Source organism: Marinicauda algicola, assembly GCF_017161425.1.
Classification (GTDB): domain Bacteria; phylum Pseudomonadota; class Alphaproteobacteria; order Caulobacterales; family Maricaulaceae; genus Marinicauda; species Marinicauda algicola.
In genome coordinates, this window is record NZ_CP071057.1 from 743732 (window position 1) to 758353 (window position 14622).

General features: G+C 67.6%; 14 protein-coding genes and 2 tRNA genes. 12 read left to right on the plus strand and 4 right to left on the minus strand.

The window, feature by feature from the left end:
* Positions 1–3: 3 nt before the first annotated feature.
* The 3 genes from JW792_RS03685 to JW792_RS03695 are packed head-to-tail and all read left to right on the plus strand — an operon-like array spanning position 4 to position 1188.
* Complete coding sequence (locus tag JW792_RS03685) at positions 4–468, plus strand: DUF5675 family protein (RefSeq protein WP_135997343.1); 465 nt, start codon at positions 4–6, stop codon at positions 466–468.
* A 4-nt stretch (positions 469–472) separates the two neighbouring features.
* The gene (locus tag JW792_RS03690) at positions 473–784 is read left to right on the plus strand and encodes a ubiquitination-like system serine protease family protein (RefSeq protein ID WP_135997344.1); all 312 of its coding nucleotides are present in this window, start codon (positions 473–475) and stop codon (positions 782–784) included.
* Positions 778–1188 carry a hypothetical protein gene (locus JW792_RS03695; RefSeq protein WP_135997345.1) on the plus strand — a complete coding sequence of 137 codons (411 nt, stop codon included), beginning with the start codon at positions 778–780 and terminating at the stop codon, positions 1186–1188. Before JW792_RS03690 ends, JW792_RS03695 begins: the two co-directional genes overlap by 7 nt.
* 178 nt (positions 1189–1366) lie before the next feature.
* Here the strand turns inward: JW792_RS03695 and JW792_RS17050 are convergent, their stop codons facing one another.
* Entirely contained in the window at positions 1367–1492 is a 126-nt protein-coding gene (locus tag JW792_RS17050) for a hypothetical protein (protein WP_277419635.1), read from the minus strand.
* Between the two features lie 267 nt (positions 1493–1759).
* Between JW792_RS17050 and JW792_RS03700 the strand changes: the two genes are divergently transcribed.
* A tRNA-Leu gene (locus JW792_RS03700) sits at positions 1760–1844 on the plus strand.
* Positions 1845–1912: 68 nt separating this feature from the next.
* On the opposite strand, the gene JW792_RS03705 is transcribed toward JW792_RS03700, so the two are convergent.
* A complete protein-coding gene (locus tag JW792_RS03705) occupies positions 1913–2251 on the minus strand; it encodes a hypothetical protein (RefSeq protein ID WP_135997346.1) in 339 nt (112 codons plus the stop codon).
* Between the two features lie 303 nt (positions 2252–2554).
* On the opposite strand from JW792_RS03705, the gene tig reads away from it, so the two are divergent.
* From tig to ilvE, 5 genes are all read left to right on the plus strand, one after another.
* Positions 2555–4114 (plus strand): trigger factor, encoded by a 1560-nt coding sequence (gene tig / locus JW792_RS03710; protein WP_135997347.1) that lies wholly within the window; start codon positions 2555–2557, stop codon positions 4112–4114.
* Positions 4115–4263: 149 nt separating this feature from the next.
* Positions 4264–4881, plus strand: a complete 618-nt coding sequence (locus tag JW792_RS03715) for an ATP-dependent Clp protease proteolytic subunit (RefSeq protein ID WP_135997348.1) — start codon at positions 4264–4266, stop codon at positions 4879–4881.
* Between the two features lie 247 nt (positions 4882–5128).
* Positions 5129–6412, plus strand: a complete 1284-nt coding sequence (gene clpX / locus JW792_RS03720; protein ID WP_135997349.1) for an ATP-dependent Clp protease ATP-binding subunit ClpX — start codon at positions 5129–5131, stop codon at positions 6410–6412.
* 250 nt (positions 6413–6662) lie between these two features.
* Positions 6663–9059, plus strand: coding sequence for an endopeptidase La (lon, locus tag JW792_RS03725; protein ID WP_135997350.1), 2397 nt, complete (start codon positions 6663–6665; stop codon positions 9057–9059).
* 305 nt (positions 9060–9364) lie between these two features.
* A complete protein-coding gene (gene ilvE / locus JW792_RS03730) occupies positions 9365–10264 on the plus strand; it encodes a branched-chain-amino-acid transaminase (RefSeq protein WP_135997351.1) in 900 nt (299 codons plus the stop codon).
* Between the two features lie 3 nt (positions 10265–10267).
* On the opposite strand, the gene JW792_RS03735 is transcribed toward ilvE, so the two are convergent.
* Positions 10268–10894 (minus strand): peptidylprolyl isomerase, encoded by a 627-nt coding sequence (locus JW792_RS03735; protein WP_135997352.1) that lies wholly within the window; start codon positions 10892–10894, stop codon positions 10268–10270.
* A 113-nt stretch (positions 10895–11007) separates the two neighbouring features.
* Between JW792_RS03735 and JW792_RS03740 the strand changes: the two genes are divergently transcribed.
* From JW792_RS03740 to JW792_RS03750, 3 genes are all read left to right on the plus strand, one after another.
* Positions 11008–11646, plus strand: coding sequence for a TetR/AcrR family transcriptional regulator (locus tag JW792_RS03740; protein WP_135997353.1), 639 nt, complete (start codon positions 11008–11010; stop codon positions 11644–11646).
* A gap of 181 nt (positions 11647–11827) precedes the next feature.
* On the plus strand, positions 11828–12994 hold the full coding sequence (locus tag JW792_RS03745; protein WP_135997354.1) for a bifunctional chorismate mutase/prephenate dehydratase: 1167 nt from the start codon (positions 11828–11830) through the stop codon (positions 12992–12994).
* A gap of 48 nt (positions 12995–13042) precedes the next feature.
* Positions 13043–13118: transfer RNA gene (locus tag JW792_RS03750), tRNA-Val, on the plus strand.
* Between the two features lie 81 nt (positions 13119–13199).
* Here the strand turns inward: JW792_RS03750 and JW792_RS03755 are convergent.
* Positions 13200–14516 (minus strand): glucuronyl esterase domain-containing protein, encoded by a 1317-nt coding sequence (locus JW792_RS03755; protein ID WP_135997355.1) that lies wholly within the window; start codon positions 14514–14516, stop codon positions 13200–13202.
* Between the last annotated feature and the right edge of the window lie 106 nt (positions 14517–14622).

The following is a 14622-nucleotide window of genomic DNA, read 5'->3' on the forward strand; positions in this document are numbered from 1 at the left end:
GCGATGCGCATCGACGCCGACGACCTCCTGCTCGTCCGCCTGCGCCACGACCACGCGGCCACGCTGGGCGAGCTTCACTTCCACGGCGCGCGGCTTTGCTACACGCTGGAGGACCGGCCGCCGAAGATCCCCGGCGTGAAGGAGCCGGGCCAGAGCCGTATCCCGGCCGGGCGATGGCCGCTGCGCCTGCGCGCCGAGGGCGGGTTCCACGCCCGCTACACCGCGCGCTGGGACTGGCATCGCGAGATGGTCGAGATCGTCCTGCCCGGGTGGAAGTACGTGCTCTTTCACGTGGGCAACACCCACGAGGACACGCAGGGCTGCATCCTCACCGGATCGGCGCCGGCGGTCTTCGACGGAGCGCTGGCCGTCTCCCGCTCGGCCGCTGCCTACGAGGCCGTCTACCCGACCCTTCGCGAGCGCGCGCGGGCGGGCGGGTTTCTGACGATCCTCGATGAGAAGGAGTAGGGCGATGCCAGGTCCCAACCGCGACAGCGTCCCCGCGCGCTACGTGCCGCCGGAGGCGTTCTACCGGGACGCCCGCCCGGCGCCGGGCGAGTTCACAGTGAAGACCCTGCCGGATGGCTCGCGGCAGCTGCTGGCCATCCTGCCAGGCGACTGCATGTGCACCTGCCCGATCCGCCCGCATGCATCGCCCAGCTGGGAGTTCAATGAAGATCTCGAGAGGCCGACGCTGACGCCCTCGATCCGGGTCAGCGATCCGTTTGACAAAAGCGAGCTTTGGCACGGCTGGCTCCGCGAGGGGAGGTTCGTATCATGCTAGGCCTTCCGCTTCCCTGGAAGATCGTCGCCGGCGTGGCCGCGGCGGCCATCGCGTTCGGCCTCGGCTGGCAGGTGCGCGGCTGGAAGGAGGCGCGCGCGGATCTGCGCGAGGCCCGGGGCGTGATCCGGGCACAGGACGAGCTCGCACAGAAGCGGGCGCAGACGGTCGGGGCCTGGGCCATCGAAGGCTTTCGCCTCGGCCAGGAAATGGCCGAAGCCGGCCGCACCGAGGCGACCCGCCTCGATACCCTTGGAGACCAAGCCGATGATGAAGCGAGCGCACCTCTTCGCGAGGAGTGGGATCTGCGCGATCAGTATCGCGTGCAGTGCCTGCTCGACCCCGCTTGTGACCCGCGTGGACGAAGCCCCGCCACCGCCGGCCTTCCCGCCGCAGTACCTGACTGAGGAGCCGGAGGCCTTCGCCTTCACGCCGCGTCCGGGCCGCGAGATCCTCGACCTCGAGACCGAGGTGCTGCGCGGCGTCCAGGAGGACCGCGTGCGCCTTGTACGCGAGCGCAACGTCATCGCCTGCATCTGGCGATCCTGGCTGAAGGACCCGTGGGCCGAGCACGGGTGCGGGGTGTCAGCCGGTCAGGAAGAACAGGACGAGCGCGACCGGGATTCCAAGGACGCCGGCAATCGATCCGCAGACATAGAGCGTGGTCAGCCACTGAGGCGTTGAAGGCGGACGGGCGTGATACAGCGGCATGGAGTTCTCCTGTGATGCCGGTTGAACATGCCCACAGGATCGGGGCCGCCCGATCCGCCGCGCAAGGATGGCGTCCAGTGTCGACGTGGAAAACTCCGCGAGAGAGGCCGCGCTGGTCGCGGTTATCGAGGCGTGCCGGGGTGAGAGTGTGGCCGGTTTTGTGGCCGGTCTATTCCCGCGTTCGCGAGTCGTTCCCCGCGTATTCCCGAAACTCCTGTTGCCGGTTCTTGCACGTTTTCGCCCATATAGCCTAGTAAAACAGGGCGTGCGGGTGTGGCGGAACTGGTAGACGCGCTGGATTTAGGTTCCAGTGGGGAGACCCGTGGAGGTTCGAGTCCTCTCACCCGCACCAGACTGTCACTGCCCCCCCTGCGCCCGGCGGGCCACAGGCGCGCTCGCGGGACGCTCCGCAGGGCCCGATCAGGCCTGGAACAGCGCCGCGATCAGCAGGACCACCCCGAGTGCGGCGAGCCCGCCGTGAAGCACGACCACGCCCCTGGGGTGGGTCTGCTTTCTCAGGTGGAACGAGGCCAGGAAGAAGCCTCCCAGCGCGGCGATCACCAGGGCCGCGAGCGCCCACCAGCCGAGGACGATCCCCGCACCGCGCAGCGCGAGCAGCAGGACGACTATCCCGGCGGCGCCGAGAAGCGCGTGCAGGACGGACAGCCACCAGGGCGGAAACGCGCCCGACCAGACGCGTGCGGCCATGACGAGGCCGCCGACGGCGGCGATGACGAACAGTCCCAGTGCCAGTTCCATGACGTGCTCCCAGACGGCTTGCGGACGATCGGCCTCTCGCGTCATGAACGGCGGTGCGAACCGAACGTTCCCGGCGCCGCTCCGGGCACAGGCGGCCGCTGAGGGAGCGGATTGCCCGGGGCGCGGCGGACAGCACGGTCAACCGCCCCGGCCCGTTGCGTCGGCAAATGCCCCGTGACATAACGCGCGCTCGTTTTCACTGACAGGCGCGCATGACGGTCAGCTCATGGGCTCGCCTGGCCCGTGGTTATCCAACCGTCCGACGCCGCCTACCGGCCCAATAACAAGCAAGGCCTCGCCATCATGAACGTCGCTGAAAAAACCTCCAAAGGTCTCTCCCGCGTCTACGAGGTGACCGTGCCCGCCGCGGACCTCGACAAGCGCCTCTCGGCCAAGATCGAGGAAATCCGCCCGCAGGTGCGCCTGAAGGGCTTCCGTCCCGGCAAGGTCCCGGCCGCGCACATCCGCAAGATGTTCGGCACCTCGATCATGGGCGACATCCTGCAGGAGCTCGTGCCCCAGACCACGCAGGAGCTGCTGGAAGAGCGCAAGCTGCGCCCGGCCAACCAGCCGAACGTGGACGTGAAGTCGGATGCCGAAGAGGTCCTGAAGGAGGGCAAGGACTTCACCTTCGAGGTCAGTCTCGAGGTGATGCCCGATTTCGAGACGATCGATGCGAAGACCCTCAAGATCGAAAAGCCGGTCGCTCCGGTCGCCGACGAACAGGTCGAGGAAGCGCTCGGGGAACTCGCCCAGCAGACACGGTCCTACGAGTCCCGCAAGAAGGGCGCGAAGGCGCAGGAGGGCGACAAGCTCGTCATCGATTTCGTCGGCAAGATCGACGGCGAGGCGTTCCAGGGCGGTTCGGCGGAAGACGCCGAGCTGGTGCTGGGTTCGGGCCAGTTCATCCCCGGTTTCGAGGATCAGCTGGTCGGTGCCAAGGCCGGCGACGAGGTCGAGGTCAAGGTGACCTTCCCGGAGGACTACCAGGCCAAGCAGCTCGCCGGCAAGGAAGCCGTGTTCGAGACCACGGTGAAGGATGTCCAGGCGCCGGCCGAGACCAGGATCGACGACGATCTCGCGAAGAATTTCGGCCTGTCCGACCTCGGTGCGCTGAAAGAGGCCCTGAAGGGCCGCTTCGAGACCGAGCACAAGCAGGCTTCGCGCCTCAAGGTGAAGCGCCAGATTCTCGACCAGCTCGACGAGGCGCACAAGGAAATCGACCTGCCGTCGGGCATGGTCGAGCAGGAATTCGCGCAGATCTGGGCCCAGGTCGAGGAAGCCAAGAAGAAGGGCGAGCTCGAGCCTGAGGACCAGGACAAGTCCGATGACGAGCTCAAGACGGAATACCGCGCCATCGCGGAGCGCCGCGTGCGCCTCGGGCTGGTGCTCGCCGAGATGGGCCGCGTGGCCAGGGTCGAGGTCTCGCAGGAAGAACTCGCCCGTGCCGTGAACCAGGAGGCCAGCCGCTTCCCGGGCCAGGAGCGCCAGGTCGTCGACTACTTCCAGAAGAACCCGCAGGCCCTGCAGTCCCTGCGCGCGCCGATCTACGAGGAGAAGGTGATCGACTACATCCTCGAGCTCGCCGACGTGACCGAGAAGCAGGTCGACCGCGAGACCCTGTTCGAGGAGGAGGACGAGGAGGCCGCCGAGAAGAAGGCCGCCAAGAAGTCCTCCAAGAAGGCGGCGGCCAAGAAGGCCCCGGCGAAGAAAAAGGCCGAAGCCTCGGGAGACGAGCCGGCCAAGAAGCCGGCGAAGAAGTCCGCCGCCAAGAAGGAAGAGGACGAGGCTCCGGCCAAGTCCGAAGCCAAGAAGCCGGCCAAGAAGGCTCCTGCCAAAAAGGCCTCGGCCAAGAAGGACTAGCGCGGTCCCGGCGGGCGGGTGCTGCTCTTGCCGCTTCCATGCGGCTTGCGCGCACCCGCGCCCCTTGCCAAAGTCCGCTTCGAATCCGATCTAACCGACACCTGCCGGTCCCGGCAGGTGTTTCCCGTTTTCCCTGGAGTACGCGAGCGATGAAAGATCCTCAGGAGATGATGAGCAGCCTCGTTCCGATGGTCGTCGAGCAGACGAGCCGCGGCGAGCGTGCCTTCGACATCTATTCGCGGCTCCTGAAGGAGCGGATCGTCTTCGTGACCGGGCCGATCGAGGATCACATGGCGAGCCTGATGGTCGCCCAGCTCCTCTATCTGGAATCGGAGAACCCGAAGAAGGAGATCGCGATGTACATCAACTCGCCGGGCGGGGTGGTGACGAGCGGTCTCGCGATCTACGACACCATGCAGTACATCCGCTGCCCCGTCGCGACGGCGTGCATCGGCATGGCGGCCTCGATGGGCTCGCTCCTGCTTGCCGGCGGCGAGAAGGGCATGCGATTCGCAACGCCGAACGCGCGCATCATGCTGCACCAGCCCTCCGGCGGCTTCCGCGGCACCGCGGCCGACATCGAGCGGCACGGCGAGGACATCCTGAAGATGAAGCGCCGGATGATCGACATCTACGTCAGGCATACCGGCCAGGATCTGGCGACCGTGGAGAAGACGCTCGACCGCGACTTCTTCATGAACGCGCAGGAGGCCAGGGATTTCGGCATCGTGGACAGCGTCTACGAGAGCCGGGGCAGCGAGGCCTGAGGCCTCACCCATCTCACAGCGCTTGGCCGGGGAAAACGTCCCGTGCCGGATGCATGAGCGGCATCCGGTGCTTGATCGTACGCGCCGGCCTGTGATCGAATGTTATTCAGCTTGGCAACGTTTCGCTAATGTCCGGCCCTGATCTTGCTACGGTGAGGACGCGTCCTCAGATGTGGCCGGGACCGGACAGGCTGCGGGACGCCAAGCGGCAGGCGCGGCGGTGCTGCGCCGGACGAACGGAGCGACCATGACCAAGGCAACCGAAGGCGACGGAAAGAGCACGCTGTACTGCTCGTTCTGCGGCAAGAGCCAGCACGAGGTCCGCAAGCTTATCGCGGGGCCGACGGTCTTCATCTGCGATGAGTGCGTCGAGCTGTGCATGGACATCATCCGCGAGGAGAACAAGTCCTCGCTGGTGAAGTCGAAGGAGGGCGTGCCGACCCCGCAGGAAATCTTCCAGGTTCTGGAGGATTACGTGATCGGCCAGGCCCACGCCAAGCGCGTGCTGGCGGTCGCCGTGCACAACCATTACAAGCGGCTCAATCACACCAGCGCGCACCAGGATGTCGAACTCTCGAAATCGAACATCCTGCTCGTCGGCCCGACGGGCTGCGGCAAGACGCTGCTCGCTCAGACTCTGGCGCGCATCCTGGACGTGCCGTTCACCATGGCCGACGCGACGACGCTGACCGAGGCGGGCTATGTCGGCGAGGACGTGGAGAACATCATCCTGAAGCTGCTGCAGGCCTCCGACTACAATGTCGAGCGCGCGCAGCGTGGCATCGTCTATATCGACGAGATCGACAAGATTTCCCGCAAGTCCGACAATCCCTCGATCACGCGCGACGTGTCCGGCGAGGGCGTGCAGCAGGCGCTTCTGAAGATCATGGAGGGCACCACGGCCTCCGTGCCGCCGCAGGGCGGGCGCAAGCACCCCCAGCAGGAATTCCTGCAGGTGGACACCACCAACATCCTGTTCATCGTCGGCGGCGCGTTCGCCGGACTCGAAAAGATCATCGCCCAGCGCGGCAAGGGCAGCGCGGTCGGCTTCGGTGCCGATGTGCGCGATCCCGAGGAACGCCGCCAGGGCGAGGTTCTGCGCGATGTCGAACCGGACGACCTGACCAAGTTCGGCCTGATCCCGGAATTCGTCGGCCGTCTTCCCGTCATCGCGACGCTGGAAGATCTCGACGAGCCGGCGCTCGTCCAGATCCTGACCGCGCCGAAGAACGCGCTCGTCAAGCAGTACCAGCGCCTGTTCGAGATGGAGGGCACGGGCCTGTCCTTCACCGAGGACGCGCTGCTGGCGATCGCCCGCAAGGCGATCACGCGCAAGACCGGCGCGCGCGGCCTGCGCTCGATCATGGAAGGCATCCTGCTGGAGACCATGTTCGACCTGCCCTCGCTCGAGGGCGTGGAAGAGGTCGTGGTCAACGCCGAGGTCGTCGAGGGCAATGCCAAGCCGCTCTACATCTACGCCGAGCGCAAGAAGAGCGAGGAAGCCGCGAGCGGCGGGAAGAAGGGCGCGTAAGCCGCGCTTTTCCCCAAGCCATTGAAATAGAAGGCGCCGGCGCGGGTCTCGCGCCGGCGCTTTTTTCAGCGTGCCGGCGCTTCGCACGCACCCGGAAAGCTTGAACAGGCCGGTTGCGGCTTCCACTTGTTAGAAGACGCGAAGCGGGGGAGGCTATGACACCCTCGCCAGTCTCTAGCCATTGCCGGCGCCACGCATGGGCCGGCCGTTCCGGGCTCGATGCGAGCCGGGACGCATGAGGAGAGAGTTGATGATTGAGACGAAAACCCTTCCCGTTCTGCCCCTGCGCGACATCGTGGTGTTTCCCCACCAGATCGTCCCGCTCTTCGTGGGCCGGGAGAAGTCCGTGCGGGCCCTGGAAGAGGTCATGCGCTCGGACAAGCAGATCCTGCTGGCGACCCAGAAGAGCGCGGCCGATGACGATCCGAGCGCGGACGGCATCTATTCCGACGGCGTCGTCGCCTCCATCCTGCAACTGCTGAAGCTGCCCGACGGTACCGTGAAGGTGCTTGTCGAAGGCGGCAGGCGCGCGCGCATCACGCGCTTCCTGGACAACGCGGCCTATTTCGAGGCCGAGGCCGAAACCGTCGACGAGCAGGTTGGCGAGGCGTCCGAGGTCGAGGCCCTGATGCGCACGGCCGCGGAGAAGTTCGAGGAATACGTCAAGCTCAACAAGAAGGTCCCGCCCGAGGTCCTGTCCGCGATCGCCGAGATCACCGATCCGGCCAAGATGGCCGACACCATCGCGGCCCATCTCGCGGTGAAGATTGCCGACAAGCAGGAACTCCTGGGCAATCCGAACGTCGCCGAGCGCCTCGAGAAGGTCTTCGGCCTGATGGAAGGGGAGATCTCCGTCCTGCAGGTGGAGAAGAAGATCCGCTCGCGCGTGAAGCGCCAGATGGAGAAGACCCAGCGCGAGTATTACCTCAACGAGCAGATGAAGGCGATCCAGCGCGAGCTGGGTGAGACCGACGAAGGCCGCGAGGAGCTGGCCGAGCTCGAGGAGCGCATCGAGAAGACCAAGCTCTCCAAGGAGGCGCGCAAGAAGGTCGAGGCCGAGTTCAAGAAGCTCAAGAACATGAGCCCGATGTCGGCCGAGGCCACCGTGGTGCGCAATTATCTCGACTGGATCCTGTCGATCCCGTGGGGGAAGAAGAAGAGGGTCAAGATCGACCTGAAGAAGGCCGAGGACCAGCTCGAGGCCGATCACTACGGCCTGGAAAAGGTCAAGGAACGCATCCTCGAGCATCTCGCGGTGCAGAGCCGGACCAAGAAGATGAAGGGTCCGATCCTGTGCCTGGTTGGACCGCCGGGCGTCGGCAAGACCTCGCTCGGACGCTCGATCGCGGAGGCCACGGGCCGCGAATTCATCCGCATGTCGCTCGGCGGCGTGCGTGACGAAGCCGAGATCCGCGGCCACCGGCGCACCTATATCGGCTCCATGCCGGGCAAGATCATCCAGTCGATGAAGAAGGCGAAGTACTCCAATCCGCTCTTCCTGCTCGACGAGATCGACAAGCTCGGCGCCGATTACCGGGGCGACCCGTCCGCGGCGCTGCTCGAAGTGCTCGATCCGGAGCAGAACGAGACCTTCGGCGATCACTATCTGGAGGTCGACTACGACCTGTCCGACGTGATGTTCATCACCACGGCGAACACGCTGAACATGCCCCAGCCGCTCCTCGACCGGATGGAGATCATCCGCATCGCCGGTTACACCGAGGATGAGAAGGTCGAGATCGCCAAGCGTCACCTGCTGCCCAAGCAGATCAAGAACCACGCGATCAAGGACGGCGAGTGGGAAGTGACGGAGGACGCGCTGCGCGATCTCATCCGCTACTACACCCGCGAGGCGGGCGTGCGGAACCTGGAACGCGAACTGGCGCGCCTGGCCCGCAAGTCGGTGGTCCAGATCGAGCGCGGCGACGTGCAGTCGGTGACGATCACGCCGGACAATCTCGGCGACTTCGCCGGGGTGCGGAAGTTCCGCTTCGGCGAGACCGAGGCCGAGGACAAGGTCGGACTGGTCACGGGTCTGGCCTGGACCGAGGTCGGCGGCGATCTGCTCTCCATCGAGGCCGTGGCCATGCCGGGCAAGGGCAATATGCGCGTGACCGGCAACCTTCGCGACGTGATGAAGGAGTCGATCCAGGCCGCGAACGCCTTCGTGCAGAGCCGGGCGCCCTCGCTCGGGATCAAGCCGACGGTGTTCCGCAATACCGACATCCACGTGCACGTTCCGGAAGGGGCCACCCCGAAGGACGGCCCGTCGGCCGGTATCGCGATGGTCACCGCGATCATCTCCTCGCTGAGCAAGAACCCCGTGCGCAAGGATGTCGCCATGACCGGCGAGATCACCCTGCGCGGCCGGGTGCTTCCGATCGGCGGCCTGAAGGAGAAGCTGCTGGCGGCCCTGCGCGGCGGGGTGAAGACGGTCCTGATCCCGAAGGACAATGAAAAGGACCTCGCCGAGGTCCCGGACAACGTCAAGGCGGGCCTGGAGATCGTCGCGGTCGAACAGCTCGACGAGGTGCTCGAACGCGCGCTCGTCAACAAGGTCGAGCCGGTCGAGTGGACCGAGGCGGACGCGGCGGCGATGGCTGCCGTGCCGGGCAAGGACGCCGGCGACGAGCTGCGCGCTCACTAGGCCCGTCCCGAGCCGTAACGACAAGCCCCCGGCTCCGGCCGGGGGCTTTCTTGTTTGCGGGGCCGCTCGCATGAAGGCCTCCGGCGTGACCGTCGGAGGCCTTCGCGTTCCGGCCCGTCGGCAGGTTTTCAGTGCGTTTGCGGATGCGAACCGCTGCGGCCGGGAACTGACTGCGAAACCGCACGCGGGCGGGCAGGGTTCCGGACCCGGCGCTATTCCGGCAGCCCGCGCGATGGGCTAGCCTCGCGCCGTGCGCATCGAGTCGAGAGCGGCCGGCGCGAGAGGCGCAAGTCCCGGAGGCCGAGATGGCGCAAATTCCTTCCTTCGACGACCGTGACGGATTTATCCATGTCGACGGCGAGCTCGTGCCCTGGCGCGAGGCGCGCACGCACCTGCTGACGCATGCGCTGCACTATTCCTCCTCGGTGTTCGAGGGCGAGCGCGCCTATGGCGGGCGGATATTCCGCTCGCGCGAACATTCGCAGCGCCTGCTGCGATCGGCCGAGGCGATCTTCCTGCCGATGCGCGTCGGCGTGGAGGAGATCGAGCGGGCCAAGTACGAGGTGCTGGAGGCCAACGGCTTTTCCGACGCCTATGTGCGGGCGTTCGCCTTTCGTGGATCGCGCAAGATGGGCGTCGATGCGAGGGAGGGCGGTCCGGCCCATTTCGCCGTCGCGGCCTGGACCGACTGGGCGAGCTATTTCGATCCCGACAGGCGCGCGGCCGGCATCGACCTTGTCACGGTTCCGACCCGGCGCCCGCCGCCCCAATGCATGCGCGTCCAGGCCAAGGCCGCCGGCAACTACCAGATCTCCATCTGCGCAAAGGCCGAGGCCCAGGCGATGGGCGCCTTCGACGCGCTGATGCTCGACTGGGAGGGCCATGTCGCCGAATCGAGCGGGGCCAACATCTTCTTCATCAAGGACGGGATGCTTGTCACGCCGAAGGCGGACCGCTTCCTGGACGGCCTGACGCGCCAGACCGTGATCGAGATGTGCCGGGAAAGCGGCTGGCGAGTCGAGGACCAGCGCCGCGTCTCGCCGGAGGAGCTCCTGTCCGCCGACGAGGTGTTCCTGACCGGCTCGGCGGTCGAGGTGACGCCGGTGCGCCAGATCACCCACGAAGGCCAGAGTTACGAGTTCGGGACCGAGGGGCATGGCCTCGAGATCGCTGCGGCCTACGCCGAGCGGGTGCGCGCGCGCTGAGGCTCAGGGCCGCTCGATGCGGACCCGCTCGATCCGCACCGGCTCGACGAGGAACTGGCTCGCGAACCCCTCCGGCGCATCGCTGCGCCCGGCGGGCTGCTGCCAGATAGCCTCGACCACCTCCATGCCGTCGACGACCGCGCCGAACACGGCATAGCCGGCCCCATCCGGGTTCCGCCCGTCCGGCCCGGAATCGAGGCCCGGCACGTCGTTGATCGTGATGAAGAATTCGGTGGTGGCCGTGCCCACCTCGTCGCGCGCCATTGAGACCGCGCCCCGCACGTGGGACAGGCCGGTCTCTTCGGTCGGCTCATGCGCGATGCCTTCGGCACCGGGAAGGCCGTCGAAGCTGTGCCCGCCCTGGATGATGTACATCGGCGGCGCATCGGCCCGTGCATTGTCGGGCCGCGAGGTGCGGTAGAAGCTCCCGCCATCGAGATGGCCGGCCCCGGCATGGGCGATGAAGTTCGCCACGGTGACCGGGGCGGCATCCTCTCGCAATTCGATCGTGATGGCGCCGAGCGAGGTCTCGACGACGGCGCGGGGCAGGGCCCCGTCGTCCCGGGTCGCGGTATCCGGCGAACAGGCTGCGGACAGGCCCGCGAGGGCGAGGGCGAAGAGACGGCGCATGGTCGATCCTTTCCCGGAACGCAGGACTGCGCATTGCGGCCCGGCGAAGCGCTCCTGTCAATCGCTCAACGGCGCGCTTGGTGATCTCCCGCACGCGATGCTAGACATTTGAGATGCCTGAGGATCAAGCCCCTGCCAAGAAGCGCCCGCGCGGCCGGCCCAAGCTCGGCCCGGAGCACCGCGAGAAGGTGATCGAAGCGACCCTCGACCTCCTGGAGGAGCGCGGCTCCTCGGGGCTGCAGGCCCGTCTGATCGCCAAGGAGTCCGGCCTCTCGGTCGGTTCGCTCTACAAGCTCGTGGGCGATATCGACGACATTGCCCGCGAAGCCAATCTGCGGACCTTCCGCGAGCTCTTCGACGTGTTGATCGCAGCCCTTCGCGGCGCGGAGGGCCAGAGCCTGCACCGCCAGCTCATGGCGCTGGCGCGGGCCTATCTCGGTTTCGTGCAGGCGCACCCCAGGCGGATGGAGGCGATCATCACCTTCCGGGCGACCTCGGGCGAACCGCCGGACTGGTACGTGAAGGCCGAGGACGATCTCTTCGCCATCCTCGAGGACCGGCTCTCCGAGCTTCCGGGCGCGAAGGAGAAGGAGCGCCGCTTCCAGGCGGCGCGCGCCGTCTGGGCGGCCGTGCACGGCATCGTCACGGTCACCCCGATCGGCAGCCGGGCGGACGATCCGCTCGAGGACGCGGTCTCGCAGCTCGAACTCATCCTGAAGGGCGTCGAGCGCGAACTCGCGGTCGGCAACTAGAGTGTTGACGCTGCGCTTTGTGCGCCGCACACTCATTGCATGATCACGCGCGCGAGCTTCTTCTACGGCTTTTATTTCGCGGCCCCCGGGGGCGGCTGAGTTCGCGTGCGCCAAGGCGGATGACGAGTTCGGCGGCCCCTCCAGCGGGGCCGCTTTCTTTTTGAGCGAAGGGGGAGGGGCGATGGCCCATTCTATGGACGAGGAACGCGCCGAGCTGAGACGCGCGATCGATGCGGCCGACGAGAAGCTGGTCCATCTGCTGTCGGAGCGCCGGAAGCTCGGCGAGGCGCTGGGGGCTCTGAAGGCCGGAGGCGGGCAGAGGGTGCGCGATACGGAACGCGAGCGCGCCGTGCTCGAGCGCGCCGTGACCCTGGCCTCCGCCGAGGGTCTCGATCCGGCCTTCGTCGAGCGCGTCTTCCAGCTCGTCATCGACGACTCGCTTCGCCGGCAGCGCGCCGGGCTCGACGCACGCGTCTCTCCGGACGTGCTGACGGAGGCGCGCGTGGCCTATCTCGGCGGGCCGGGCAGCTACAGCCATTTCGCCGCGCTCGCCCATTTCGACGGGCGCTATTCCGGGATCGAACCGGTGATCAAGCGCGATTTCGCCGGCATATTCGCGGCCGCCGAGAGCGGCGAGGCCGATTACGGCTTCGTGCCGATCGAGAACACCACGACGGGCGGCATCGTGGAGGTCTACGACCTGATGCGCGACACCGCGCTGAAGATCGCCGGCGAGCATCACTACAAGGTGGAGCACTGCCTGGTGGGCAAGGCCGCCGGGATCGGCAGCGTGCAGACCGTCTATGGCCATCCCCAGGCGCTGCGCCAGTCGCAGCGCTTCCTGTCGCGTCACAAGGATCTGAAGCCGGTCCCGGTCTCATCCTCCACCCGGGCGCTCGAACGCGCGATGGACGAGGGCCCCGAGGTCGCCGCGATCGCGGGAGCCGACGCGGCGCGCCTGTTCGGGCTCAACGTGATCGACGCCAACGCCTCGGACAATCCGGGCAACAACTACACCCGCTTCGTGGCTCTGGCGAAGGATCCCGCCCCGGCCTCGCCGCTCCTTCCGTGCAAGACCTCGATCGTGTTCGTCACCTCCGATGCGCCGGGCTCGCTCGTCACCGCGCTCGAGGGCTTCCGGCGCGAGGGGGTCAACCTCACGCGGCTGGAAAGCCGTCCCGTCGCCGGTGAACCCTGGTCGCAGATGTTCTTCCTCGACATCGAGGGTCACGAGGAGGAGGGCCCGGTCGCGCGCGCGCTCGCCAGCCTGCGCGAGCACGCCAAGTCGATCCGCAGCTTCGGCAGCTATGGCGCCGACCGCCTGCCGCCGGCGAGCCGGGAGGCGTGAGGGCCGGCGTTGTCAGGCCGGCGGGCCTGGGATAGAGGGGATTTGTCCGGGCGGTTAGCTCAGCTGGTAGAGCATCTCGTTTACACCGAGCAGGTCGGCGGTTCGATCCCGTCACCGCCCACCAGCCTTCGCTCGCGCCGCGAGCTTCTGCCAGGCAAGCCCCCGACCTTTCATCCGAGCGAAGGCGGACCGGCCGGCCCCGTGCCTACTCAGGGCGATGGCCTGCCAGCTGCGCATCGGCGAAATCCAGGAATGCCGCCCAGTCCTCTCCCGTCACACCGTGCGTGCCGCCGCGCATGTAGAAGGTGAGCGGGGAGGCGGGGTCGAACCGGTCGAGCCGCGTCTGGTGGAAGGCCGGCTCACCATGAAGTTCCCAGGCCGGCGCTGCGCCGTTGGCGGCGAGAAGCGTGCCGACGGGATCCGACCAGCGGTCGCGGGCGGCATTGCCGAGCAGGACCGGGCGGGGGGCGATGAGGGCCAGGAGCTGGTGCTGGTCGATCGCCAGCGTGCGGGCACGGCCGGCATGGCGGGCAAATGCCGGCGCGAACCAGTGCGGGTAGGTCGAGGTGACGTCTGCCACCGTCTCCCCGGCCTCGCGCCGCGACAGCGCCGCCCCGCCCGTGCCGGACTGATGGGAGACGACGAGATCGAGCTCGGGCTCTATGGCCGCAGCCAGCAGCACCGCCTTGCCGCGGCGCGAATGGCCCATCAGCGCGACCTCGCCGATGCGCGGATCGCCATCCAGTGCCCGGGCGATGTGGGAGAGCCCCCAGGCCCAGGCCGCGATCGTCCCCGTGCGCTCGTCCGCTGGTGTGCCGGCCGGGGTGAGACGGGCGAGTGCCGGTCCGGCCAGCGCCGCGTCGTCGGGCACGATGTCGCTCTCGTGATAGGCGGCCAGCGCGTAGCCGCGCTGCAGGATCATCGCTGCGGGCGGGCTCAGCACGTATTCCCCGAAGACGAAGCGGGCGATCGCGGCCTCCAGCCTCCCGGGGTCCGGATCGCACCAGGAAGGCGTATGGCCGGCAGGACGGGGCAGGGCCTCCGTGTCCAGGGCGAGCCGGTTGCCGCACTCGTTCGGCACCAGGAAGACCGGAACCGGCCCGGATGCCGCACGCGGAAAGGCGACGGCGAGATCGACGGTGAGCACGCCGCTCGGCGCCTCGATCGCCACCCGCCAGCGCTCCAGCGACCCTGACCCGCCGAATGCGGCGGGATCGATCTGCCGGACCTCGTCCACCCTCACGGTCCCCGGGGCGGGAACCCGTCCGTATATCTCGGACTGGAACAGGGCGAGCAGGACCGGCGCGCGTTCGCCGCGCCACGCCTCGGCGGAGGCGATGGGCGGCTGGCCGTATCCGGCCGCGAGCAGGGCGGGGGAGGCGCGCGCGGAGTCTGCGGGCAGGCGGTTCGGCGCCGGGATCGTCACGTAGCGCGCATCGGTTAGCAGGGCGCAGGCCGGCACGAGCAGGAAGATCGCGCCGACAAGCGCGAGCAGCGTCCAACGCAGAACTCTCCAGATCATCGCCCGTCCTCGCGCCGCCGATCCTGATGCGGCAGACAGGCTAGCACGCCCCTGCGCAGGCGCCCCATCACGCCCGCGCTGCGGCCTGCAAAAACGCTGCACGGCA

Excerpts from the sequence above, each read along its gene's own strand:
- JW792_RS03695 (WP_135997345.1), top strand. The coding sequence starts at position 778 with ATGCTAGGCCTTCCGCTTCCCTGGAAGATCGTCGCCGGCGTGGCCGCG.
- JW792_RS03705 (WP_135997346.1), bottom strand. The coding sequence starts at position 2,251 with ATGGAACTGGCACTGGGACTGTTCGTCATCGCCGCCGTCGGCGGCCTC.
- JW792_RS17050 (WP_277419635.1), bottom strand. The coding sequence starts at position 1,492 with ATGCCGCTGTATCACGCCCGTCCGCCTTCAACGCCTCAGTGGCTGACC.
- JW792_RS03755 (WP_135997355.1), bottom strand. The coding sequence starts at position 14,516 with ATGATCTGGAGAGTTCTGCGTTGGACGCTGCTCGCGCTTGTCGGCGCG.
- clpX (WP_135997349.1), top strand. The coding sequence starts at position 5,129 with ATGACCAAGGCAACCGAAGGCGACGGAAAGAGCACGCTGTACTGCTCG.
- JW792_RS03715 (WP_135997348.1), top strand. The coding sequence starts at position 4,264 with ATGAAAGATCCTCAGGAGATGATGAGCAGCCTCGTTCCGATGGTCGTC.
- JW792_RS03685 (WP_135997343.1), top strand. The coding sequence starts at position 4 with ATGCGCATCGACGCCGACGACCTCCTGCTCGTCCGCCTGCGCCACGAC.
- ilvE (WP_135997351.1), top strand. The coding sequence starts at position 9,365 with ATGGCGCAAATTCCTTCCTTCGACGACCGTGACGGATTTATCCATGTC.
- tig (WP_135997347.1), top strand. The coding sequence starts at position 2,555 with ATGAACGTCGCTGAAAAAACCTCCAAAGGTCTCTCCCGCGTCTACGAG.
- lon (WP_135997350.1), top strand. The coding sequence starts at position 6,663 with ATGATTGAGACGAAAACCCTTCCCGTTCTGCCCCTGCGCGACATCGTG.
- JW792_RS03735 (WP_135997352.1), bottom strand. The coding sequence starts at position 10,894 with ATGCGCCGTCTCTTCGCCCTCGCCCTCGCGGGCCTGTCCGCAGCCTGT.
- JW792_RS03745 (WP_135997354.1), top strand. The coding sequence starts at position 11,828 with ATGGCCCATTCTATGGACGAGGAACGCGCCGAGCTGAGACGCGCGATC.
- JW792_RS03740 (WP_135997353.1), top strand. The coding sequence starts at position 11,008 with ATGCCTGAGGATCAAGCCCCTGCCAAGAAGCGCCCGCGCGGCCGGCCC.
- JW792_RS03690 (WP_135997344.1), top strand. The coding sequence starts at position 473 with ATGCCAGGTCCCAACCGCGACAGCGTCCCCGCGCGCTACGTGCCGCCG.